Annotated in this window: 22 protein-coding genes; 7 read left to right on the plus strand and 15 right to left on the minus strand. The window is 61.2% G+C overall.

Going from position 1 to position 20917, the window contains the following annotated elements:
• Window positions 1–97 precede the first annotated feature (97 nt).
• Window positions 98–1408 carry a phosphate regulon sensor histidine kinase PhoR gene (gene phoR / locus C6382_RS10835; protein WP_107024487.1) on the minus strand — a complete coding sequence of 437 codons (1311 nt, stop codon included), beginning with the start codon at window positions 1406–1408 and terminating at the stop codon, window positions 98–100.
• A gap of 43 nt (window positions 1409–1451) precedes the next feature.
• Complete coding sequence (gene phoB / locus C6382_RS10840) at window positions 1452–2141, minus strand: phosphate regulon transcriptional regulator PhoB (protein ID WP_038615964.1); 690 nt, start codon at window positions 2139–2141, stop codon at window positions 1452–1454.
• A 146-nt stretch (window positions 2142–2287) separates the two neighbouring features.
• Between phoB and C6382_RS10845 the strand changes: the two genes are divergently transcribed.
• Window positions 2288–2659 (plus strand): hypothetical protein, encoded by a 372-nt coding sequence (locus C6382_RS10845; protein WP_107024488.1) that lies wholly within the window; start codon window positions 2288–2290, stop codon window positions 2657–2659.
• Between the two features lie 34 nt (window positions 2660–2693).
• Here the strand turns inward: C6382_RS10845 and ubiA are convergent, their stop codons facing one another.
• Window positions 2694–3584, minus strand: a complete 891-nt coding sequence (ubiA, locus tag C6382_RS10850) for a 4-hydroxybenzoate octaprenyltransferase (protein WP_107024489.1) — start codon at window positions 3582–3584, stop codon at window positions 2694–2696.
• Window positions 3584–4147 carry a chorismate lyase gene (locus C6382_RS10855; RefSeq protein WP_107024490.1) on the minus strand — a complete coding sequence of 188 codons (564 nt, stop codon included), beginning with the start codon at window positions 4145–4147 and terminating at the stop codon, window positions 3584–3586. The genes ubiA and C6382_RS10855 overlap by 1 nt, the downstream gene beginning before the upstream one ends.
• Window positions 4148–4316: 169 nt before the next feature.
• Between C6382_RS10855 and C6382_RS10860 the strand changes: the two genes are divergently transcribed.
• From C6382_RS10860 to C6382_RS10875, 4 genes are all read left to right on the plus strand, one after another.
• Entirely contained in the window at window positions 4317–4484 is a 168-nt protein-coding gene (locus C6382_RS10860; protein WP_028942479.1) for a rubredoxin, read from the plus strand.
• A gap of 33 nt (window positions 4485–4517) precedes the next feature.
• Window positions 4518–5666, plus strand: a complete 1149-nt coding sequence (locus C6382_RS10865; RefSeq protein WP_107024491.1) for an NAD(P)/FAD-dependent oxidoreductase — start codon at window positions 4518–4520, stop codon at window positions 5664–5666.
• Between the two features lie 187 nt (window positions 5667–5853).
• On the plus strand, window positions 5854–6129 hold the full coding sequence (locus C6382_RS10870) for an HU family DNA-binding protein (protein WP_003213368.1): 276 nt from the start codon (window positions 5854–5856) through the stop codon (window positions 6127–6129).
• A gap of 272 nt (window positions 6130–6401) precedes the next feature.
• On the plus strand, window positions 6402–6776 hold the full coding sequence (locus tag C6382_RS10875) for a helicase (protein WP_107024492.1): 375 nt from the start codon (window positions 6402–6404) through the stop codon (window positions 6774–6776).
• A 23-nt stretch (window positions 6777–6799) separates the two neighbouring features.
• On the opposite strand, the gene C6382_RS10880 is transcribed toward C6382_RS10875, so the two are convergent.
• The 6 genes from C6382_RS10880 to exbB all read right to left on the minus strand — a co-directional run bounded on the left by C6382_RS10880 (window position 6800) and on the right by exbB (window position 13521).
• Window positions 6800–8200, minus strand: coding sequence for an aminoacyl-tRNA deacylase and HDOD domain-containing protein (locus tag C6382_RS10880; RefSeq protein WP_107024493.1), 1401 nt, complete (start codon window positions 8198–8200; stop codon window positions 6800–6802).
• Between the two features lie 78 nt (window positions 8201–8278).
• Window positions 8279–10354: an ATP-dependent DNA helicase RecG gene (gene recG, locus C6382_RS10885; RefSeq protein WP_107024494.1), complete on the minus strand. Its 2076-nt coding sequence runs from the start codon at window positions 10352–10354 to the stop codon at window positions 8279–8281.
• Between the two features lie 9 nt (window positions 10355–10363).
• The gene (locus C6382_RS10890) at window positions 10364–11284 is read right to left on the minus strand and encodes a hydrogen peroxide-inducible genes activator (protein ID WP_107024495.1); all 921 of its coding nucleotides are present in this window, start codon (window positions 11282–11284) and stop codon (window positions 10364–10366) included.
• 93 nt (window positions 11285–11377) lie between these two features.
• A complete protein-coding gene (locus C6382_RS10895; RefSeq protein ID WP_107024496.1) occupies window positions 11378–12115 on the minus strand; it encodes an energy transducer TonB in 738 nt (245 codons plus the stop codon).
• Window positions 12112–12537 (minus strand): TonB system transport protein ExbD, encoded by a 426-nt coding sequence (exbD, locus tag C6382_RS10900; RefSeq protein WP_107024497.1) that lies wholly within the window; start codon window positions 12535–12537, stop codon window positions 12112–12114. Before exbD ends, C6382_RS10895 begins: the two co-directional genes overlap by 4 nt.
• A gap of 3 nt (window positions 12538–12540) precedes the next feature.
• Complete coding sequence (gene exbB, locus C6382_RS10905) at window positions 12541–13521, minus strand: tonB-system energizer ExbB (RefSeq protein ID WP_107024498.1); 981 nt, start codon at window positions 13519–13521, stop codon at window positions 12541–12543.
• A gap of 196 nt (window positions 13522–13717) precedes the next feature.
• Between exbB and C6382_RS10910 the strand changes: the two genes are divergently transcribed.
• The gene (locus C6382_RS10910; protein ID WP_107024499.1) at window positions 13718–14575 is read left to right on the plus strand and encodes an SDR family oxidoreductase; all 858 of its coding nucleotides are present in this window, start codon (window positions 13718–13720) and stop codon (window positions 14573–14575) included.
• A gap of 12 nt (window positions 14576–14587) precedes the next feature.
• Here C6382_RS10910 and C6382_RS10915 read toward each other — a convergent pair whose 3' ends face one another.
• From C6382_RS10915 to C6382_RS10935, 5 genes are all read right to left on the minus strand, one after another.
• A complete protein-coding gene (locus C6382_RS10915; RefSeq protein WP_107024500.1) occupies window positions 14588–15322 on the minus strand; it encodes a hypothetical protein in 735 nt (244 codons plus the stop codon).
• Between the two features lie 56 nt (window positions 15323–15378).
• Window positions 15379–15759: a RidA family protein gene (locus tag C6382_RS10920; protein ID WP_107024501.1), complete on the minus strand. Its 381-nt coding sequence runs from the start codon at window positions 15757–15759 to the stop codon at window positions 15379–15381.
• Window positions 15760–15782: 23 nt separating this feature from the next.
• Window positions 15783–17891: a bifunctional GTP diphosphokinase/guanosine-3',5'-bis pyrophosphate 3'-pyrophosphohydrolase gene (spoT, locus tag C6382_RS10925; protein WP_107024502.1), complete on the minus strand. Its 2109-nt coding sequence runs from the start codon at window positions 17889–17891 to the stop codon at window positions 15783–15785.
• 60 nt (window positions 17892–17951) lie between these two features.
• On the minus strand, window positions 17952–18218 hold the full coding sequence (gene rpoZ / locus C6382_RS10930) for a DNA-directed RNA polymerase subunit omega (RefSeq protein WP_028942466.1): 267 nt from the start codon (window positions 18216–18218) through the stop codon (window positions 17952–17954).
• Between the two features lie 186 nt (window positions 18219–18404).
• Complete coding sequence (locus tag C6382_RS10935) at window positions 18405–19283, minus strand: LysR family transcriptional regulator (protein WP_107024503.1); 879 nt, start codon at window positions 19281–19283, stop codon at window positions 18405–18407.
• 243 nt (window positions 19284–19526) lie between these two features.
• Between C6382_RS10935 and C6382_RS10940 the strand changes: the two genes are divergently transcribed.
• The gene (locus tag C6382_RS10940) at window positions 19527–20909 is read left to right on the plus strand and encodes a glutamine synthetase family protein (protein WP_107024504.1); all 1383 of its coding nucleotides are present in this window, start codon (window positions 19527–19529) and stop codon (window positions 20907–20909) included.
• Window positions 20910–20917 lie beyond the last annotated feature (8 nt).

A 20917-nucleotide genomic window follows, 5' to 3' on the forward strand; every position in this document is an offset into this window, starting at 1 on the left:
CCGTCATCTGAAAAAAGAAAGAAGTGCCGTGCCAGCATTCGCTGGCACAAGTCCGCCAATGTAGCGGGTGAGGACGCGGTTGCCTAGGGGCGGGCCCTCAGGAGGCCAGGCGCTGGGCAATCTGCACGGGGGCGAAATGGCAGGTAAAGGTGCTGCCGTGGCCGGGTACGCTACTGATCTCCAGGCGTGCACGGTGGCGCAACAGTACGTGCTTGACGATTGCCAGACCAAGGCCGGTGCCGCCGGTATTGGAGGCACGGCTGGAGTCGACCCGGTAGAAGCGTTCGGTCAGGCGTGGCAGGTGCTTGGCGTCGATGCCAATGCCCGAGTCCTGAACGCTGAGGTGTGCGCCCTGTTCGTCGGCCCACCAGCGAATGCGGATCTGCCCTTCGTCCTGGGTGTATTTGACTGCGTTGAAAATCAGGTTGGAGAACGCGCTACGCAGCTCGGCCTCACTGCCCTTGAGGAAAATACCGGGTGTGGTTTCCAGGCTGATGCGCTGGTTACGCTGGCCTGACAACGCCTGGGCATCGCTCTTGATCGATTGCAGCAAGGCTTCAACGGCAACCGGTTGGTTGTCTGAGGGATAATCGGTGGCTTCCAGTTTGGCCAGCAACAGCAGGTCATTGAGCAGGGTCTGCATGCGTGCGCCTTGTTGCTGCATCTGCTGCAAGGCGCGGACCCAGCGGGGATTCACCTCCTCGACGTTGTCGAGCAGGGTTTCCAGGTAGCCGGCGATTACCGTCAACGGTGTGCGCAGTTCATGCGAGACGTTGGCAACGAAATCCTTGCGCATCTGTTCAAGCTGATGGATACGGGTAACGTCGCGCACCAGCATCAGGTGCTCGTTGTTGCCATAGCGGGTGATATGCAGCTGCACGCGCAGGCGGTCGTTGATCGGCGAAGGGATTTCCAGCGGTTCGAGGTAGTTCTCCTGTTCGAAGTACTCCTTGAAGCGTGGGTGGCGAACCAGGTTGGTGACTGGCTGGCCGCTGTCTTGTGGGGTTTTCAGGCCCAGCAGGGTTTCCGCTGCGCGGTTCCACCACTCCAGGTTGCCGTCGCTGTCGAGCATGATCACCGCGTCCTTGAGCGCGGCGGTGGACTCCTGCACGCGGTCGATCACCGCCTGCAGGCGACCACGCACGCGCTGGTCGCGGCGTTGCAGGTGATAGATGCTGTCGAACACCTCGCCCCACAGACCGTAGCCATCGGGCGGTGCTTCGTCGGGTTTGTGCAGGCGCAGCCACTCATGCAGGCGCAGCAATTGCTTGAGCGTCCAGCCCAGGTAGAGCGCCAGGCCCAAGGCCAGGCTCCAGCCGTAATAGCCACTGATCAGGCCGACCAGCAGGCAGGCGGTAATCAATAGCAGCATGTGGCGAATCAGGGTGCCATGCCAGTTCTGGTTCAATTAACGACGCGTCCTTTCCAATACCTTGGCCTGATATAGCGGTTCAGCTCTTGGTGGAGAAGCGATAACCGGTGCCGCGTACGGTTTGTACCAGGTTCTCGTAGGCATCACCCAGCGCCTTGCGCAGGCGCCGGATGTGCACGTCGACGGTACGTTCTTCGACATAGACATTGCCGCCCCACACCTGATCGAGCAACTGGCCGCGGGTATAGGCGCGCTCCTGGTGGGTCATGAAGAACTGCAGCAGGCGGTATTCGGTCGGGCCCATTTCAGCTGGCTTGCCATCGATGGTCACGCGGTGGCTGATCGGATCGAGCAGCAGGCCACCGACTTCGATTGGCGCTTCGCCATCGCTTGGGCCGGCGCGGCGCAGCACGGCCTTGAGCCGGGCGACCAGCTCGCGAGGCGAGAACGGTTTGGTGATGTAGTCGTCGGCACCGACTTCAAGACCCTGGATCTTGTTGTCTTCCTCACCTTTGGCAGTGAGCATGATGATCGGGATATCGCCGGTCAGCTCGTCGCGCTTGAGGCGACGGGCCAGTTCGATGCCTGAAGTGCCTGGGAGCATCCAGTCGAGCAGGATCAGGTCCGGTTTGCGGTCGACAATCATGGCATGGGCCTGCTGCGAGTTTTCTGCTTCCAGGCAGTCATAGCCAGCCATTTCCAATGCAACGGCGATCATCTCGCGGATTGGCGCTTCGTCGTCAACGATCAGAATGTTTCTGCCAACCATGTTCAAACCTCTTCCCATTCAGGTGTCTTGGCCCGCATTAGATAACGGAATTATTGCAGTCGTGTGACAGGTTGTGGGCTGTTGCAGCAACATTCTGCTACTGGGCTAGGCTTAATTTCCCTCTCCCGAGAAACACGGTGGATCCAATGACACGACATACGCTGAACTGGATGACGCTTTTCGCTGCAGTGGCACTGGCGTTGCCAGGGATAGCGTCGGCTCAACATGCCATGATGAAAGACGGTGTGATGGTCGACCAAGCTGGCATGACGCTCTACACCTTTGACAAGGATGCGGGCGGCAAGTCCATGTGCAACGATGAGTGTGCCAAGAACTGGCCGCCGCTGATGGTCAAAGACGGCGACATGGCCGAAAAGGGCTGGACACAGATAAAGCGCGACGATGGTTCAATGCAATGGGCATACAACGGTAAGCCGGTGTACACCTTCATCAAGGACAAGAAAGCCGGTGACATGACCGGTGACGGCATGAAAGATGTCTGGCACGTGATCAAGTAGTAAGGCCTATCCTGCGCTGGCTGCCTTCGGACAGTCAGCGCAGAGCGTAGTCGATAACAATGCTGAGAAAGATCAGCAACCCGGCCCAATGATTGTGCAGGAAGGCCTTGAAACACGACTCACGGTCCAGCTTGCGGGTCGTCCAGAACTCCCAGGCAAAGCACAACAAGGCGGCTACCAGCCCGAGGTGGAACCAGCCACCCAGTTCGAATCGGTTACCGGCCAGCAACAGGCAACCCAGTGACAACACCTGCAGGGTCAGGATGATCACCCGGTCGGCTTCGCCGAACAGGATCGCGGTAGATTTGACCCCGATTTTCAGGTCGTCGTCGCGATCGACCATGGCGTAGTAGGTGTCATAGCCCACCGTCCACAGCAGGTTGGCGATGTACAGCAGCCAGGCGATGGCCGGGAGTTCGCCGGTGGCTGCGGTGAAGGCCATGGGGATGCCCCAGGAGTAAGCCGCCCCCAGCACCACTTGCGGGTAGTAGGTGTAGCGCTTCATGAACGGATAACAGGCCGCCAACGCCACCGCGCCGAACGACAACCATACAGTCTGGACATTGGTGCACAGCACCAGCAGGAAGCTCACGGCCACCAGCACGGCAAACAGCACCAGTGCTTCGCGAGCATTGATTCTGCCGGCTGCCAACGGGCGGTCGGCGGTGCGTTTGACGTGGCCATCGACCTTGCGGTCGGCAAAGTCGTTGATCGCGCAACCGGCCGCACGCATCAGCACCACGCCGAGGGTGAAAATCAGCACGTTGGCCAGGGTCGGCGAACCCTTGGCGGCGATCCACACCGCTGACAGCGTCGGCCACAACAGCAGGTAGATACCGATCGGCCGGTCCATGCGGCTCAGCTGGATGAAGTCCCAGGCGCGCGGATGCAGGCGATTGAGCGACTTGAGCAGATGCAGGTACATCAGCGGATCTCCCCGGAAATCTCGGCGGCCTGCCACAAGGACGGCAAGAAGACTTCGGCAACCAACACGCTCAGTGTGGCCCGATCAAAGCGCGAGCGACGTCCCCAGAGCTTGGCGCTGGCGTCGATGGCCGGCAGCCAGGCATTGGGGTAATGACAGACCTCAATGGCGCGGCGAGTAAAGGCCTGGTCGCAGAACAGCAGTTCGCCCAGTGAGCGACTGCCCAGTGCTTCCATGTCCAGTCCGCCACTTTCCAGAGCGCTACGCGAGGCGACACTGCGGGCGAACACCCAGGCCTGGCCGTGGCCACGCAAATACACTTCACGTACCCAGCCTTCGCTACCAGACGCCAAATCCAGTGCCTGGCACTCGTCATCACGCAGGGGCTGCCAGCCCTCGTAAAGGGGTGTAACAGAAAAGTGATCGGCGGATAATCGAGTCAGGCGACGGGTCAGTGATCCTTGATCGAACAACCAGTCAAGGAGCGCAGGCGTTGCGCTGTCTGCTACCTGAGAGTACTGCAACCATTCTGCAGCGGGCGCTTGCGATGTTTCGTACGGCACGATGGTATGGGTTAACAGGCCAAAGAGACCGCGAGCTTAGCATGATTGCCCGATCCGGCTTGCATGCTGGCACCTGGCTCCAGTACAAAGCCCCTCCTTGAGAAGGTCGCCACTGTAATTTTCCCAAGAGCGACCACTCCAATGCCTGGGTTTGTTGAGGAAGTAAGTGATGAAAAAGTGGCAATGTATTGTTTGTGGCCTGATTTACGACGAGGCCGAGGGTTGGCCGGATGATGGCATCGCCCCGGGCACCCGTTGGGAAGATGTCCCGGCAGATTGGCTGTGCCCGGACTGCGGTGTGGGCAAGATGGATTTCGAAATGATCGCTATCGGCTGATCACTATTTAACCAGGATGCAAGGACACATGGCATGACGGCACCGGTGGTAATTGTTGGTACTGGCTTGGCGGGTTACAACCTGGCCCGCGAATTTCGCAAGCTCGACGGCGAGACGCCGTTGCTGTTGATTACCGCCGACGACGGCCGTTCCTATTCCAAGCCAATGTTGTCCACAGGCTTTGCCAAGAACAAGGATGCCGACGGCCTGAGCATGGCCGAGCCGGGGGCCATGGCTGAGCAGCTCAAGGCCGAAGTGCGTACCCATACCCGCATCAGTGGCATCGATCCGGGCCACAAGCGCCTGTGGATCGGCGAAGAGCAAGTGGCCTACCGTGACCTGATCTTGGCCTGGGGCGCGCAAACTGTACAGGTGCCGGTTGAAGGCGACGCCGGTGAGGCGATATTCCCGATCAACGATCTGGAAGACTACGCCCGCTTCCGTGCTGCCGCGACGGGCAAGCAACGGGTGCTGATCCTGGGGGCTGGCTTGATCGGCTGTGAGTTTGCCAACGACATGAGCCTGGGAGGATTTCAGGTCGAACTGGTGGCGCCATGTGAGCAGGTCATGCCGACCCTGCTGCACCCGGCTGCCGCTGGCGCTGTGCAGACTGGCCTGGAGACGCTTGGCGTGCGTTTTCATCTGGGGCCGGTGCTGACTCGTCTGCAGCGGGTTGCCGAAGGGCTGGAGGCGCACCTCTGCGACGGTGCGGTGATCGCGTGCGACCTGGTGGTTTCAGCGGTTGGCCTGCGTGCGCGCATCGACCTGGCCTCTGCTGCCGGCTTGCAGGTTAACCGTGGTGTGGTGGTCGACCGGCAACTGCGTACTTCACATGCCAATATCTACGCTCTGGGTGATTGTGCCGAAGTCGACGGTCTCAACTTGCTCTATGTCATGCCGTTGATGAGCTGCGCGCGTGCTCTGGCACAAACCCTGGTTGGCAACCCGACAGCAGTTGCCTACGGTCCTATGCCGGTTACGGTAAAGACGCCGGCTTGCCCATTGGTAGTCTCGCCGCCACCCCATGGCCGCGAAGGCACATGGCAGGTCGAAGGCCAAGGCATTGACCTCAAGGTGCTCTGCCATGACGCTGACGGCAACCTGCTGGGCTACGCCCTGACAGGCTCGGCAGTGATGGAGAAGCTGGCTCTAAATCGGCAACTTCCGGCGCTCATGGCGTAAATAGCGGGCGTTCTGTCGGATTTCCCTTGTTATTGCCGCAACAATGGCCGCCCAGAGACTGGCGCGGCCCCTGACGGCATGCCATCCTCACTCCCGTCTGCCGCAGTTTAGAGCCTGCGGTGCCCTGGGCGCTGTTCTTGAAGAGCAGCACGGCATAACAACAAAAAACCGTCTAAGAGGCTTCACTATGCGCAAACCAGAACTCGCCGCAGCTATTGCTGAAAAGGCCGACCTCACCAAAGAGCAAGCCAATCGTGTGCTCAACGCCGTGCTCGAAGAAATCACCGGCGCCCTGCATCGCAAGGACAGCGTGACGCTGGTCGGATTCGGTACATTCCTGCAGCGTCATCGTGGCGCTCGCACCGGCAAGAACCCGCAAACCGGCGAGCCCGTCAAAATCAAAGCCAGCAACACGGTTGCGTTCAAGCCAGGTAAATCCCTGAAGGACAGCGTCAATCCGTGAAGCCTCACACCGATTGATTGCATTGAAAAACGGGCACCCGACACGGTGCCCGTTTTTTATTGCCTGGTGGGAGCGGGCTTGTCCCGCGATGCGATGTACCTGACAGGTCGAAATCGCGGGGCAAGCCCGCTCCCACCGGGATTCGGGTCGAGCAGTGGGAGGCACATAAGAGCAAAATGCCATGATCTTCGCGAAAAGAGTGGCAAAGTATGGTGTTTTTGTAGCGAGACTATAAACTGCTTCGCCAGTCACTTTTTAGCCGAGGCGTGCACATGAAGTTTCGCTTTCTCCTTTGGGCCATGGGCTTGTTGATGGCCAAGGCCAGCCGCAAGAACCCGGCGTTCCAGCAGCAACTGGCCGACAAGGATCTGGTTTTTCAGCTACAGACCCTCGACGGCAAGGTGGCGCGCCATTTCATCGTCAAGGACCTGCATATCAGCAGCCAGTCCGGCACTCACCCGCAGCCGGCTTTCGCCATTGCCTTCAAGGATGCGGCCTTCGGCTTCGCCACCTTGCAAGCGAAGAACAAGCAATTGGCATTCATGCAGGGGATTCAGGACAAGAGCATCCAGATCAAGGGCAATCCGGCGCTGGTGATCTGGTTCCAGGGCCTGATGAAGTACCTGAAACCCAAGAAGCAGGCCTGACCCTTAGGGGCAGGCCACTCTGCTCAGTGCTGGTTGAACTGCGAGGCCAGTTCGCGCAGCAGTGCTTCGGCTTCTAGCACTTTACTCACCACATCTTCTGCTTTTTCGCGGGAGATGTTCAGGCGCTCAAGCAGTTCGTCCGGGATGGACTCCTCCGGCCCCGAGCCGATACCGCGGGCACGCAGCAGGCGAACAGCGAGGCAAACCAGGTTCGGGAACGCCGCGTGGTCACCGTCATACTGCGGGTCGTGCTGGAAGCGCAGCGCAGTGGCCAGCTCCTCGGGCATGTCCCAGAAACGCATCAGCCAGGCGCCGATCTGCTCGCGGCTGATGCCCAGCAAGTGCTGTTCGACATAGCTGTGGCACAGGTGCGGGTTGACCTCCAGATGGCGGCAGATCAGCGAGAAGTGCGGCGGGAAGACGTGCGCCAGCAACAGGTAGCCAAAGTTGTGCAGCAAGCCGGCAAGGTAGGTCAGACCGGCTTCCGGACGCTCGGCACGAGGCATGGCGCGGGTCAGTCCTTCGATCACCGCAGCGGTGTAGATCGACTGCTGCCAGTACGGTGTGGTGGTCTGTGGATGGTCCTTGGGCAGGCTCAGGGTTTTGCCCAGTGCCAGGCCCAAGGCCAGGTTGATCACCAGGTCGAAGCCCAGCACGCGGACGATGGCATCCTCCACTGAACGAATCTTGCCGGGGGAGGCGTAGTAGGGCGAGGCTGCCCAGCTGACCACTTGAGCGGCCAGGGCCGGGTCGGTCTCGACCACGCCGGTGATATCGTCGATGGTCGCGTTGGGGTCGACGCGCAGCTTGATGATCTTTTGCGCAGTTTCCGCCAGTGGCGGAATTTCGATGGTATTTTCCAGGCGTTGCTGGATGCGCCGGGCCGTGAAGGCCTGGACCGCCTGGGTGATCTCTTCGCGGTCGTCGGTTGGGCGGTCGAGGTTCGGCCGGATGCTGCTCAGCGACTCGCCAAAATTACCAGCGCTGGCCTTGCTCAGCATCTTCTTGAAGTCGTCGCGTTCGATTTCCAGCAGCAGGCCTGCTTCGCCGGAGTGAATCAGCAGCCTTTCAGGCTTGAGCAGGCTCTCATCATAAAGACAAGGCGAGCTGGTCAGGGCTGGAATGCCGGGGAGGATTTTCAGACCATGCTTGTCGAGCATGGTGTTGAGGCGATCCAGGGGGACGGCGGCCAGCGTGCGACCGGTCAGCTCGGTCAGGCGGTTGAGGTCGAGCAATTGGTTTTGCGGGAACAGCACCATCAGCGCGCCGACTTCGTCATCGAGCAACACGGCCTGGACCTTGCGTTCGGGCAGCAGGTGCGGACGATCCAGCACTTCACGATAGGCAATGTCGAGCTTTTCCAGCAGCAACCGGATAACAGACGGAGCGTGGGGGGTTGCGGTGTCCAGGGCAACTTCAGTCATGGTCTGTATCCAGAAATTTTACAATCGCAAGAGTATAACCAGCTTGAGCCTTCAGCTGGATCCATTCTGGGGCGGGCGTCACACCTGGCCATATTGCTGGCCATGACGCAGCCAGCGCTCCAGCAGCGGGCTGACATGCTCCGGCCAGCGCGCCAGCAGGGCCTGGGCGGCATCACGCACGGCGGGGAGCAGGTCGGCATCGCGCATCAAGTCGGCGACCTTGAATTGCAACAAGCCGGTCTGACGGGTGCCAAGCATTTCACCAGGACCGCGCAGTTCCAGATCTTTCTCGGCAATGATGAAGCCATCATTGGTTTCGCGCATGATTCCCAGCCGTTCGCGACCGATCTGCGACAGCGGTGGATGGTAGAGCAGTACGCAATGGCTCACCGCACTGCCTCGGCCGACCCGGCCGCGGAGCTGGTGCAGCTGGGCCAGGCCCAGGCGTTCGGGGTTCTCGATGATCATCAGGCTGGCGTTGGGTACATCGACGCCGACCTCGATCACCGTGGTCGCTACCAGTAGCTGCAGGTGGCCTTGCTTGAACTCGGCCATGACCGCAGCCTTTTCTGCAGGCTTCATGCGCCCGTGGATCAAGCCGACACGCAGTTCACCCAAGGCGCTGCCCAGCTCCTCGAAGGTGGTTTCGGCTGCCTGGCAGGTCAGTTCTTCGGACTCTTCGATCAGCGTACATACCCAATATGCCTGGCGGCCTTCGGCGCAGGCGGCGCGGACCCGTTCGACCACTTCGAAGCGGCGGCTGTCGGCGACCAATACAGTGTTGACGGGGGTGCGCCCTGGCGGCAGCTCGTCGAGGATCGAGGTGTCGAGGTCGGCGTAGGCACTCATCGCCAAGGTGCGTGGGATAGGTGTTGCGGTCATGATCAGCTGATGCGGGCAGAGCTGGCCGCCCACGCCTTTCTGGCGTAGCGCCAGGCGCTGCTGTACGCCGAAGCGATGCTGTTCGTCGATGATCGCCAGGGCCAGGTTTTTGAATTTAACCTCGTCCTGGAACAGTGCGTGGGTGCCGACCACCATGGGGGCGCCGGCGGCGATCTGTTCCAGAGCGTTGGTGCGGGCTTTGCCTTTGAGCTTGCCGGCTAACCAGGCGACTTCGATGCCCAGCGGCTCCAGCCAGCGTTTGAACGTCACGAAGTGCTGTTCGGCGAGGATTTCGGTAGGGGCCATCAGCGCGACTTGATAGCCAGCCTCCAGCGCCTGCAGGGCGGCAAGGGCGGCAACCACGGTTTTGCCGGCGCCGACGTCGCCCTGGACCAGGCGCAGCATCGGCTCCGGCTGGCTGAGGTCGTAGGCAATCTCGTTGCCGACCCGTTGCTGGGCGCCGGTCGGGGCAAAGCCGAGGTTGGCCAGGTATTGCAGGGGCAAGCGCGTGGCCTTGGGCAGCACCGGCGCCCGTTGTGCGCGCAGGCTTTCGCGCAGGCGCTGCTGGGACAGCTGGTGGGTCAGCAGCTCTTCGAAGGCCAGGCGGTGCTGGGCCCAGTGCTGGCCTTCGGCAAGCTCGTCAACGTCGGCATCAGCCGGTGGGTGATGCAGGTAGCGGATGGCATCGTCCAGCGGCGCGAGCTGGTAGTCCCGTGCCAGCTCCACTGGCAGCCAGTCCGGCAGGCTGCGCGGGCCAAGCATGGCCAGGCTTTGCTGGCACAGCTGGCGCAAGCGTTGTTGGGTCAGGCCTTCGGTGGTCGGGTAGATCGGTGTCAGGGTCTGTTCCACCGGCGCCGGTTCGTCGCCAGTCAGGGCGCGGTACTCCGGGTGGTAGATCTCCAGTCCCGAGGCGCCGGGACGGGCTTCGCCATAGCAACGCAGGTGGGTGCCGCGTTTGAGGCCTTCCTTTTGCGCATTGCTGAAGTGGTAGAAGCGCAGACTCAGCACGCCGCTGCCGTCACCCAGACGCACCAGCAGGCTGCGACGCTTGCCCATGACCACATCGGTGCCGCTGACCACGCCTTCGATCACTGCATCCTGGCCAGGGCGCAGGGCGCCGATCGGGACCACACGGGTGCGGTCCTGATAGCGCAGGGGCAGGTGGAAGAGCACATCCTGAAGGTTCTCCAGGCCGACCTTGGCGAGTTTCTCGGCCATGGCTTCGCCCACGCCCTTCAAGGCAGTCACCGATACCTGGGACAACTCCGACATGGCGACTTCCTACTGGCTCACAGCGGGTTTGGCCACCGAGCACAGGCGGATGGAGTCGGCGAGGATCTCGATCGCTTTCGGTCGCGGGAAGCTGGCGCGCCAGGCGATCGCCACGGTGCGAAACGGGGCCGGCGGGCTCAACGGACGTACTTCTATGACGCCAGGTGCGTAGTGATGGCTGTGCACCGCCGACAACGGCAGGATCGACACGCCAAGACCGGAGGCCACCATGTGGCGGATGGTCTCCAGCGAGCTGGACTCGACCGTGGTGTGCTTGGCGCCGTCACTACCCTTGGCCAGAGTTGGGCAGGCCTCGAGCACCTGATCGCGGAAGCAGTGGCCTTCACCGAGCAGCAGCAGGCTCTTGTCGTTGAGCAGGCTGGCGTCGATGGTGTCTTTCTTGGTCCACGGGTGTTCGCTGGGCATCAACACATAGAAGGGCTCATCGTACAGCGGCAGGGTCAGGACATCGGCCTCGTTGAACGGCAGGGCGATGATCACCGCGTCCAGCTCACCGTTGCGCAGCTTGTCGCGCAGGATATGGGTGAAGTTCTCTTCGATGTACAACGGCATCTGCGGGGCAACCCGGTGCAGTTGCGGGATCAGGTGCGGGAACAGGTACGGACCGACGGTGTAGATCGCCCCGACTTTCAGTGGTGCGGTCAGTTGATTCTTGCCGGCCTGGGCCAGTTCGCGGATACCTTGGGCTTGTTCCAGGACCTTCTGGGCCTGAGCGACGATGCCTTCGCCAACCGGGGTCAGACGTACTGCGCTTTTGCTGCGCTCGAAGATCAGTACACCGAGCTCGTCCTCAAGCTTTTTCACGCCGACTGACAGGGTCGGCTGGCTGACATGGCAGCGCTCGGCGGCGTGGCCGAAGTGTTGCTCTTGAGCGAGGGTGACGATGTAGCGCAATTCTGTGAGGGTCATAACGTGCGTCCATGAAGTTGCGGCCCCAGCATAGCGGCTGCAATCGATAGACGCACGTTATCAGAGTTGCTTGTTTGTGACAGAAACAAAGCGTTAGCGTTTGTCCAGCGAGTAGACGAAAGGCGCAATCACCTCGATGCTGCCGTTATTAAGCAATTCTTTGGGCGGCGGTGGTACCGGCTGGGCACGACGGATCATCTCCAGGGTGGCCCGATCCAGTGCCGCGCTGCCCGAACCACCGGCCAGGGTGTAAGACAGAATCTTGCCCTCGCCATCGACCACAAAGCGCAGCCGGTTGATGCCTTCCATACGCATGCGCCGGGCGTTTTCCGGATAGCGCTTGTACTTGGCCAGGTGGCGCAACAGATCGCTCTGCCAGGTTGGCAGGGCATTGCTGTTGGTGGCGATGCTCGGTGTCGGCGCTGCGGATTTCTGCGCAGGCGCGTTGCTCGGCGGCGTATCGACCACTTGCTCGTCAGCAGGCTTGTCTTGCGGCGGCTCAGGCTTTCTCTCAGGCTTGGGCGGCTGCGGCTTAGCCTTCGGCTTGACCTGCTTGGCGATGGCAATTTTTGGCTTCGGCGCCTCGGCCAGTTTCGGCAGCGGCAGTTTTTCAACCGGCGCTGGCGGCTGTGGCGGGGTGACCACCTTGGGCGGCGGTGGAGGCGCCGGTACGGGCATCGGTGCCATCTCGATCATCATCGCCGCCGGCGGCAACTCGATCGCTTGGGGTACCGACCAATTGAGCGTCAGCAGCACGGCGACGGCATGGATACCCAGCACAATCGCCAGACTACTGCTGTAACGCGCCAGCTTATGCCGCGTCTTGATCATTTCTTGGCTGCCGTCTCAAGCCCGACCAGACCGACTTTCAGGTAACCGGCCGCGCGCAGCGAATTCATCACGTCCATCAGATCGCCGTAATCCACGCCTTTGTCGGCCTGGAAGAAGATCGTGGTGTCCTTGTCGCCTTTGGTCTTGGCGTCGAGTACCGCACCGAGCTGATCGCGCGGGACCTTCTCTTCACCGACATAGACGTTCTGGTCGGCCTTGACGCTGAGGAACACCGGCTTCTCCGGCCTTGGTGCCGGTTTGGCGGTCGAGGCCGGCAGATCGACCTTGATATCGACGGTTGCCAGAGGCGCTGCCACCATGAAGATGATCAGCAGGACCAACATCACGTCGATGAACGGCGTGACGTTGATTTCGTGGTTCTCGGCGAGGTCGTCGCCACCTTCGTTAAGATGCAGGCCCATGGATTACCCCACTTTCACCATGTGAGGTGCAGTGGCGCGTTCACCTGGCTGGTGGTCCAGGTCGCGGCTGACCAGCAGCAGGACTTCTGCCGAAGCGTCCGCAACTTGAGCTTTGTAACCGGCGATGGAGCGGGCGAAGACGTTGTAGATCACTACGGCCGGAATCGCTGCAACCAAGCCCAGTGCGGTGGCCAGCAGGGCTTCGGCGATACCGGGGGCGACCACGGCGAGGTTGGTGGTCTGGGTTTTGGCGATGCCGATGAAGCTGTTCATGATGCCCCACACAGTGCCGAACAGGCCGACGAACGGTGCAGTGGAGCCGATGGTAGCCAGTACGCCGGTGCCGCTGCTCATGTTGCGGCCGCTGGCGGCTACCAGGCGCTCGAGACGGAAGCTGACGCGCTCCTTGATGCCTTCTTTCTCGCGGGCATTGGCCGACAGGCGCATTTCATCCAGGGCATCGTGGACCAGCAGGTGGGCCAGGGTGCCTTCCTTGTTGGCGCCATCGCTGGCTTGCTTGAGGGTGGTGGACTTCTTCAGCAGGGCGATTTCACCGCGCAGACGACGCTTGGCGCCCATCAGCTCGAAGCCCTTGGCGATCCAGATGGTCCAGGTGATGATCGAGGCGATGGCCAGGCCGATCATGACGATCTTGACCACGATGTCGGCGTTTTTGTACATGCCCCATGGGGACAGGTCGTGGGCCATGCCCAGGCTGGTGTCTTCGACCAGGGCTTCGACTTCTTCAGCTTCAGTGACCGCCTGGCCATTAACCGGCGCCGCGGCAGCAGCGGCCGGGGCAGCCGCTGGCTCGGTGCCTGGCGCCGCAGGTGCTGGGGCTACCGCAGCAGCGGGGGTAGCAGCAGGTGTGGTCGGCTCATCGGCCAGTGCGGCCGGGGCCACTGTCAGGCTGAACATCAGCGCGGCAATGGCGCGCCATACGCGCGGCGTGGTTGGCGAAGCGGAAGATTGGATACGTGTCATGCTGGCCGGACCTGATGAAGAAGAAAGAGGTGGTTGTCCTTCCAGGCCTCGAGACAGGCCGAGAACAAAAAATCGTCGGCCATTATTGCAAGTAATTCTTGTTAGCAAAAGTAATAAAGTTACTTTTTTTCCACCATAGCTAGCCACCTATCGATTTATTTGGATAGGCTGGGCCTTTGATTTGCGGAGTTTCGGGATGTCTTCGTGTTCTGTTCTGATCGTCGGTTGTGGGGATGTCGGTAGCCGTCTGGCCAAGCAAATGCTGGTGTGCAACTGGCAGGTGAGCGGCCTGCGTCGCAGTGTCGACCAACTGCCGGCCGGGGTGACGGGCGTAGCTGCGGACCTGTTTGACGCACAGTGTCCGGCCACCTGGCCATCAGCGGCACCGGATTATCTGGTCTACTGCGCAGCGGCCAGTCAGCATGACGAGGCCGGTTATCGAGCAGCCTATGTCGATGGCTTGAAGCATGTCCTGAGCTGGTTGGCCGAACGTGGACAGGCACCGAAGCGTTTGTTGTTCGTTTCCAGCAGCGGCGTCTATGCCCAACAGGGTGGCGAGTGGATCGACGAGACGTCGGCAGCCGAGCCGAAAAACTACAGCGGTACGGTTATGCTTGAGGCCGAGCAGCTGGCCCTGGCCAGCGGTATACCGGCCACCATCGTGCGCCTGACCGGCATCTACGGCCCAGGGCGGGAATGGCTGCTCAGCCAGGTGCGACAGGGTTACCGGGTTACAGAGGAGCCGCCGCTGTATGCCAATCGCATCCATGCCGAGGATGCCGCCGGCTTGCTGGCTTTTCTGCTCAAGGCCGACGCTCAAGGGCAGGCGCTGGAAGCGTGCTACATCGGCGTGGATGATGCCCCGGCACCGTTGGCCGAAGTGGTGGCCTGGCTGCGCCAGTACATGGGCGTCACCGAGTGGTCTGAACAGGAGCGGGTGCGCCGTACCGGCAGCAAGCGTTGCAGCAATGCCCGTGCCCGGGCACTGGGCTGGGCGCCACAGTACCCAAGCTACAAGGAAGGCTATGCAGCCATCCTTGAAGGGCGCGCTTAATACAGCAGGTGATCAGTCGCGCTCGAGCAGCCACTGGCGAGGGCCAGGACTGAGTTGCGGTTTCTCATCAGGCTGCGCGCTGTTGAGGGCGCGCAGAATTTCCAGCTGGTCACCGTCGCGCTTGAAGATCCAGGGCGCACCGCGTTGATTGCGCTCTAGCCAGAGGCTGTCGTTGGCACCGCTCATGTCGGCACAGTCGCCAGCCAGGCAGAGTGCGTAGCGGTCCAGGCTGGGCAAGCCCTCGACAACACCATTGTCGCGAAAATGCACCGTTCCACCCTGGCCTGGGCCTTCGATGATCTTCCACTCGCCACCCAGGTAGGCGCTGTACAGGGCCTGTTCGAAGGTGGTTCCGGTACGAGCCCCCATCGGCGCAGGGCTGCGGGCTTTCTCGAAGCTTTGTTGTGGCGACCACTGGCTAGTGTTCTGGACCAGCTCGTCACCGTCCAGCGTCAGGGTTTCGACGTGGTTGCCAGGAAATACCACCTGGTATTGCTTGTCACCAGCTGTGAGCTGGCCTTCCACGAGTTCAAAGCCATTATCAAAGCTGGCTTGTCCAGCGGCGACATTGAGCTTCCATTCGAAGTTCGGGCCGTTGTCTCGCAGGGCCTGGCGCAGGCTGACGCCTTTGGCGGCGCTATCGATGGCTTTCTGGTTGATCCAGATGCCGTTGTAGTCTTCAGGTTTGTGGCTAGCGCATCCGCTCAGCAGTGCGGCAGCCAGGGTCAGGGCGAGCGCGTAGCGCATGGCGGGTCCTTCCGGGACAGTGCGAGGGCGAGCCGGGCGGCCCGCCGCGCGGGGTCTTACTCGAGGACCAGAATCGCGTCCATTTCAACTTGCGAGCCGCGTGGCAGAGCGGCAACACCGATGGCGGCGCGCGCTGGGTACGGCTGTTCGAAGTACTTGCCCATGATCTCGTTGACCTTGGCGAAGTGGCCCAGGTCGGTCAGGAAGATGTTCAGCTTGACGATGTCCTTGAACGAACCACCGGCAGCCTCAGCAACTGCCTTGAGGTTTTCGAAGACCTGAACGGTCTGGGCTTCGAAGCCTTCGACCAGCTCCATGGTTTTCGGGTCCAGTGGGATCTGGCCGGACATGTACACCGTGTTACCGGCCTTGATCGCCTGGGAGTAGGTGCCGATGGCCGCAGGGGCCTTGTCGCTGGTGATGACGGTCTTGGACATGATGACTCCTTGCTGTTATTGGGCTACGTGCGCATGCGGGTGATGCGGATCACCCCGGTCAGGGCGCGCAGTTTCTTGATCACGCGGGCCAGGTGCACGCGGTCGTGCACGCTGACCACCAGTTGGACCACGCTGATGCGACCATCGCGCTCGTCCATGCTGATTTTTTCGATGTTGCCGTCGGCGGCGTTGACGCTGCTGGCCAGCAGTGCGATCAGGCCGCGTTGGTGCTCCAGCTCGACGCGCAGTTCGACGTTGAACTCACCGGTGACATCTTTGGCCCAGGACAGCTGCACGCACTTTTCCGGGTTGTGGCGGATTTCACTGATGTTTCGGCAATTCTCCAGGTGCACGACCATGCCTTTGCCAGCCGACAGGTGGCCGACAATCGGGTCGCCCGGGATCGGCGTGCAGCATTTCGCATAGCTGAGCACCAGGCCCTCGGTGCCACGGATCGCCAGCGGACCTTCGGGGCTCGGCAACTGCTCGCCCTCGCTGGACAGCAGGCGGCGAGCGACCACATAGGCCATGCGGTTGCCCAGGCCGATATCTTCGAGCATGTCCTCGAGTTGCTCCAGGCGGTACTCGCTGAGCATGGCCTGGACGCGCTCCTGGGGAATCTTGTCGAGGGCGCTGTCGAAGCCATTGAGCACCTTGTTCAGCAGGCGTTCGCCAAGGCTGATGGACTCGGAACGGCGCTGCAGCTTGAGCGCGTGGCGGATGTGCGTGCGGGCCTTGCCGGTGACCACGAAGTTGAGCCAGGCAGGATTCGGTCGCGCACCCGGTGCGCTGACGATCTCGACCGTCGAGCCGCTCTGCAGCGGTTCGGACAGCGGTGCCAGACGCCGGTTGATCCGGCAGGCGATACAGCTGTTGCCGACGTCGGTATGCACCGCGTAGGCGAAATCGACCGCCGTGGAGCCTTTGGGCAGCTCCATGATGCGGCCTTTGGGCGTGAACACGTAGACCTCGTCCGGGAACAGGTCGATCTTCACGCTTTCGATGAATTCCAGGGAGTTGCCTGCGCGTTGCTGCATTTCCAGCACGCCTTTGACCCATTGGCGGGCGCGGGCGTGGGTGCCCTTGGGCTGTTCGTCGTCGCTGGACTTGTACAGCCAGTGGGCGGCAATGCCGTTATTGGCCATCTCTTCCATTTCGCGGGTGCGAATCTGGATTTCGATAGGCACCCCGTGCATGCCGAACAGCGTGGTATGCAGCGACTGGTAGCCATTGGCCTTGGGAATTGCGATGTAGTCCTTGAAGCGCCCGGGCAGCGGCTTGTACAGGTTATGCACGGCGCCGAGCACGCGGTAGCAGGTGTCTACCTTGTCGACGATGATGCGAAACGCATAGACATCCATGATCTCGTTGAAGGCGCGGCGCTTGCCGCGCATCTTCTTGTAGATGCCATAGAGGTGCTTTTGCCGGCCGCTGACGTCGCCTTCGATGCCATCGACGGCCAGGCAGTGGGCCAGCGACTCTTCGATCTTGTTGACGATTTCCTTGCGGTTGCCACGGGCGCGCTTGACCGCCTGGTAGATGCGCGCAGAACGCATCGGGTGCATGGCCTTGAAGCCCAGGTCTTCGAATTCCACGCGCACACTGTGCATCCCCAGACGGTTGGCGATGGGGGCGTAGATTTCCAGGGTTTCTTTGGCAATGCGCCGGCGCTTCTCGCCTGACAGCACCTCAAGGGTGCGCATGTTATGCAGGCGGTCGGCCAGTTTGACCAGGATCACGCGGATGTCCCGGGCCATGGCCATAGCCATTTTCTGGAAGTTTTCCGCCTGGGCTTCGGCTTTGGTCTCGAAGTTCATCTGGGTCAGTTTGCTGACCCCATCGACCAGTTCGGCCACGGTCTCGCCAAATTGCGAGCTGAGGGCTTCCTTGGCGATACCGGTGTCTTCGATCACATCATGAAGCATGGCCGCCATCAGGCTCTGATGGTCCATGTGCATGTCGGCGAGGATGCTTGCCACCGCCAGCGGATGCGTGACGTAGGCTTCGCCGCTGCGACGGCGTTGGCCATCGTGGGCTTGTTCGGCGTAGAAGTACGCTCGGCGCACCAGGTTGACCTGGTCAGCGCCGAGGTAGGTCGACAGGCGATCGGCGAGGGCGTCTATGCTCGGCACAGGATTACCTCCTGCCGAGGAAAAGGGACCTGCGCCGTACTGCGTCGACCAGGCATAGGCTTAGACCGCCTCGTTGGCCTCTTCCTCACTACCGAAAGCAAAGGCAGGCTCAACTTCGACAATGGATTCGGCAGCGATGAATTCAGGGGTGCAGATGCCTTCAGCGATTTCGCGCAGGGCAACGACGGTAGGTTTGTCGTTTTCCCATGCCACTTTCGGCTCTTTGCCGCCGGTGGCCAGCTGACGGGCACGCTTGGTAGAGAGCATGACCAGCTCAAAACGGTTATCCACGTGTTCTAGGCAGTCTTCAACGGTTACGCGGGCCATGGTCTTCCTCAAGTAGCAAATGCGGTGTTCAGCCCGAATGGGCGAGCGGACTCGATAGTTTAAAAAATCACCAGCCTTTAGGGAAGCTTTGATTTCATTTCGGGGCCTTGATGCCTTGACGATAACCACTTCCGGGGCTCTGGCACAACTGTTTGTCGTGTTGTCGGATTAAATGGTGTCGCGGGGCTACTGGCGTCCCAAGGCATCCCGCAGCCGCGGCGTCAGCTCATCGAACAAGGTCTGCACTGAGCGCAAAGCCCGGCAATCCGGGCGGGTCAGCAGCCAGAGTTCGGTGTCGCAGCCGGGCAGGGCGTCGCTTAACGGCTCGACGCCCGGCAAGGTATGGGCCATGTAATCGGGCAGGGCTGCTACGCCAAGCCCGGCCGTCACCAACTGAGCAATGGCCGAAATACTGCTGCAGCGATAACGCGGCATGACGCCGGGCAGGTGCTCGCTGCGCCAGACCACAGTGGGGTGGTCCTGCATGGTGTCGTCCGGGGCGATCCAGGCCAGGCTGGCCGGGGCTTGCTTGAGCTTTTCGCGATACTCCTCACGGCCACAGACCACGTAAGAGGCCGAGCCCAGGCAGCGGCCGACCAAGTGCTCCGGTGGCGAGTTGGTCAGGCGCAGGGCGAGGTCGGCATCGCGGCGGCTCAGGTTGGCGAAGGTGTTGGAGGTTGCCAGTTCAAGCGAGAGAGCTGGGTAGGCCGGCATGAATTCCGCCAGTGCCGGCAGCAACAGGCTGTGCAGCACGGCATCGGTACATGTCAGACGAACGGTGCCGCTGACCACCTGCTCTCCGTGCTCCAGCGCCACCCGTGCCGCATCAAGGGCCTGTTCGGCGCGCTCGGCCTGCTCTGCCAGAGCCTGGGCGGTACCGGTGGGGATGTAGCCTTTGCGGCTCTTTACGAACAACGCGGTACCGAGGGCAGCTTCCATGCGCCGGATCGAGCGGAACACCGTCGAAACATCAACCCGCAGCAGCTCTGCGGCCTTTGCCAGTGAACGTCCGCGTACCAGGGCGAGTACCAGTGAGAGGTCGGCGTGACTGATCTGATATTGCATGGGTGCACTCTTTGCTTGCCTAAATGCCAATGTCTGTTGCGCTAGGGCCATTCTATAGTGCGGCAGCAGTCGTGAATCAACTCGTAACGTTGTCAGCATGTGGAACGAAAGTCCTCAATGACAGCGTTCTGCAGTTCCCCACGATGGGACACTTAAAAGAACAAATGAAACCATCGTCGCTCCCGTTAGCGCCGCAGTACCTCCTCCACAGTCGTTCGATAAAAAATCAAAGGATGCCTAGCCATGACGTCGGTCTCCCCGCGCGCCATCCCTCTCGACGAGATGGGTGAATTTCTCCAGGCCCACCCTGAGGTGCAATTTGTCGATCTGCTGATTGCCGACATGAACGGTGTGGTACGCGGCAAGCGCATCGAGCGTGCGAGCCTGGTCAAGGTCTTCGAAAAAGGGATCAACCTGCCGGCCTCGCTGTTCGCCCTGGACATCAACGGCTCTACCGTGGAAAGCACCGGCCTGGGCCTGGACATCGGCGACGCCGACCGCATCTGTTTCCCGATTCCCGGCACCCTGAGCTACGAGCCCTGGCAGAAGCGTCCTACCGCTCAGTTGCTGATGACCATGCACGAGCTGGACGGCACGCCGTTCTTCGCCGACCCGCGTGAGGTTCTGCGTGGCGTGGTGGAGAAGTTCGACGCGTTGGGCCTGGATATCTGCGCGGCGTTCGAGCTGGAGTTCTACCTGATCGACCAGGACAACCTCAACGGCCGGCCGCAGCCGCCGCGTTCGCCGATCTCCGGCAAGCGCCCGCAGTCGACCCAGGTGTACCTGATTGATGACCTCGACGAGTACGTCGACTGCCTGCAGGACATGCTTGAAGCGGCGAAAGAGCAGGGCATTCCCGCCGATGCCATCGTCAAGGAAAGCGCGCCAGCGCAGTTCGAAGTCAACCTGCATCACGTCGCCGACGCGATAAAGGCCTGTGATTACGCGGTCTTGCTCAAGCGTCTGATCAAGAACATCGCCTACGACCATGAGATGGATTCCACCTTCATGGCCAAGCCTTACCCAGGTCAGGCAGGCAACGGTCTGCATGTGCATATCTCGTTGCTGGACAGGAAAACCGGCAAGAACATCTTCACCAGTGATGACCCCGAGCAGAGCGAGACTCTGCGTCACGCCATCGGTGGCGTGCTGGAGACCATGCCGGCGTCGATGGCGTTCCTCTGCCCGAACATCAACTCCTACCGCCGCTTCGGTGCCCAGTTCTATGTGCCCAACGCGCCAAGCTGGGGCCTGGACAACCGCACTGTGGCGGTCCGCGTGCCGACCGGCAGCAGTGATGCGGTGCGTATCGAGCACCGTGTGGCCGGCGCCGATGCCAACCCGTACCTGATGATGGCGGCGATCCTGGCCGGTATTCACCACGGCCTGACCAACCAGATCGAGCCGGGTGCGCCGATTGAAGGCAACTCCTACGAGCAACTGGAGCAGAGCCTGCCGAACAACCTGCGCGATGCGCTGCGTGAGCTCGATGACAGCGAAGTGCTGAACAAATACATCAGCCCCGACTACATCGACATTTTTGTCGCCTGCAAGGAAAGCGAAATGGCCGAATTCGAGGTGTCGATTTCCGACCTCGAATACAACTGGTACCTGCATACCGTGTGATGCCCGGA

This window comes from Pseudomonas sp. BBP2017, assembly GCF_003024385.1.
In the GTDB taxonomy this organism is placed as follows: Bacteria; Pseudomonadota; Gammaproteobacteria; order Pseudomonadales; family Pseudomonadaceae; genus Aquipseudomonas.

Excerpts from the sequence above, each read along its gene's own strand:
- rpoZ (WP_028942466.1), bottom strand. The coding sequence starts at position 18,218 with ATGGCCCGCGTAACCGTTGAAGACTGCCTAGAACACGTGGATAACCGT.
- recG (WP_107024494.1), bottom strand. The coding sequence starts at position 10,354 with ATGTCGGAGTTGTCCCAGGTATCGGTGACTGCCTTGAAGGGCGTGGGC.
- phoB (WP_038615964.1), bottom strand. The coding sequence starts at position 2,141 with ATGGTTGGCAGAAACATTCTGATCGTTGACGACGAAGCGCCAATCCGC.
- C6382_RS10910 (WP_107024499.1), top strand. The coding sequence starts at position 13,718 with ATGTCTTCGTGTTCTGTTCTGATCGTCGGTTGTGGGGATGTCGGTAGC.
- exbD (WP_107024497.1), bottom strand. The coding sequence starts at position 12,537 with ATGGGCCTGCATCTTAACGAAGGTGGCGACGACCTCGCCGAGAACCAC.
- C6382_RS10920 (WP_107024501.1), bottom strand. The coding sequence starts at position 15,759 with ATGTCCAAGACCGTCATCACCAGCGACAAGGCCCCTGCGGCCATCGGC.
- exbB (WP_107024498.1), bottom strand. The coding sequence starts at position 13,521 with ATGACACGTATCCAATCTTCCGCTTCGCCAACCACGCCGCGCGTATGG.
- C6382_RS10875 (WP_107024492.1), top strand. The coding sequence starts at position 6,402 with ATGAAGTTTCGCTTTCTCCTTTGGGCCATGGGCTTGTTGATGGCCAAG.
- C6382_RS10915 (WP_107024500.1), bottom strand. The coding sequence starts at position 15,322 with ATGCGCTACGCGCTCGCCCTGACCCTGGCTGCCGCACTGCTGAGCGGA.
- C6382_RS10860 (WP_028942479.1), top strand. The coding sequence starts at position 4,317 with ATGAAAAAGTGGCAATGTATTGTTTGTGGCCTGATTTACGACGAGGCC.
- C6382_RS10890 (WP_107024495.1), bottom strand. The coding sequence starts at position 11,284 with ATGACCCTCACAGAATTGCGCTACATCGTCACCCTCGCTCAAGAGCAA.
- C6382_RS10940 (WP_107024504.1), top strand. The coding sequence starts at position 19,527 with ATGACGTCGGTCTCCCCGCGCGCCATCCCTCTCGACGAGATGGGTGAA.
- C6382_RS10880 (WP_107024493.1), bottom strand. The coding sequence starts at position 8,200 with ATGACTGAAGTTGCCCTGGACACCGCAACCCCCCACGCTCCGTCTGTT.
- C6382_RS10935 (WP_107024503.1), bottom strand. The coding sequence starts at position 19,283 with ATGCAATATCAGATCAGTCACGCCGACCTCTCACTGGTACTCGCCCTG.
- C6382_RS10845 (WP_107024488.1), top strand. The coding sequence starts at position 2,288 with ATGACACGACATACGCTGAACTGGATGACGCTTTTCGCTGCAGTGGCA.
- C6382_RS10895 (WP_107024496.1), bottom strand. The coding sequence starts at position 12,115 with ATGATCAAGACGCGGCATAAGCTGGCGCGTTACAGCAGTAGTCTGGCG.
- C6382_RS10870 (WP_003213368.1), top strand. The coding sequence starts at position 5,854 with ATGCGCAAACCAGAACTCGCCGCAGCTATTGCTGAAAAGGCCGACCTC.
- ubiA (WP_107024489.1), bottom strand. The coding sequence starts at position 3,584 with ATGTACCTGCATCTGCTCAAGTCGCTCAATCGCCTGCATCCGCGCGCC.
- C6382_RS10865 (WP_107024491.1), top strand. The coding sequence starts at position 4,518 with ATGACGGCACCGGTGGTAATTGTTGGTACTGGCTTGGCGGGTTACAAC.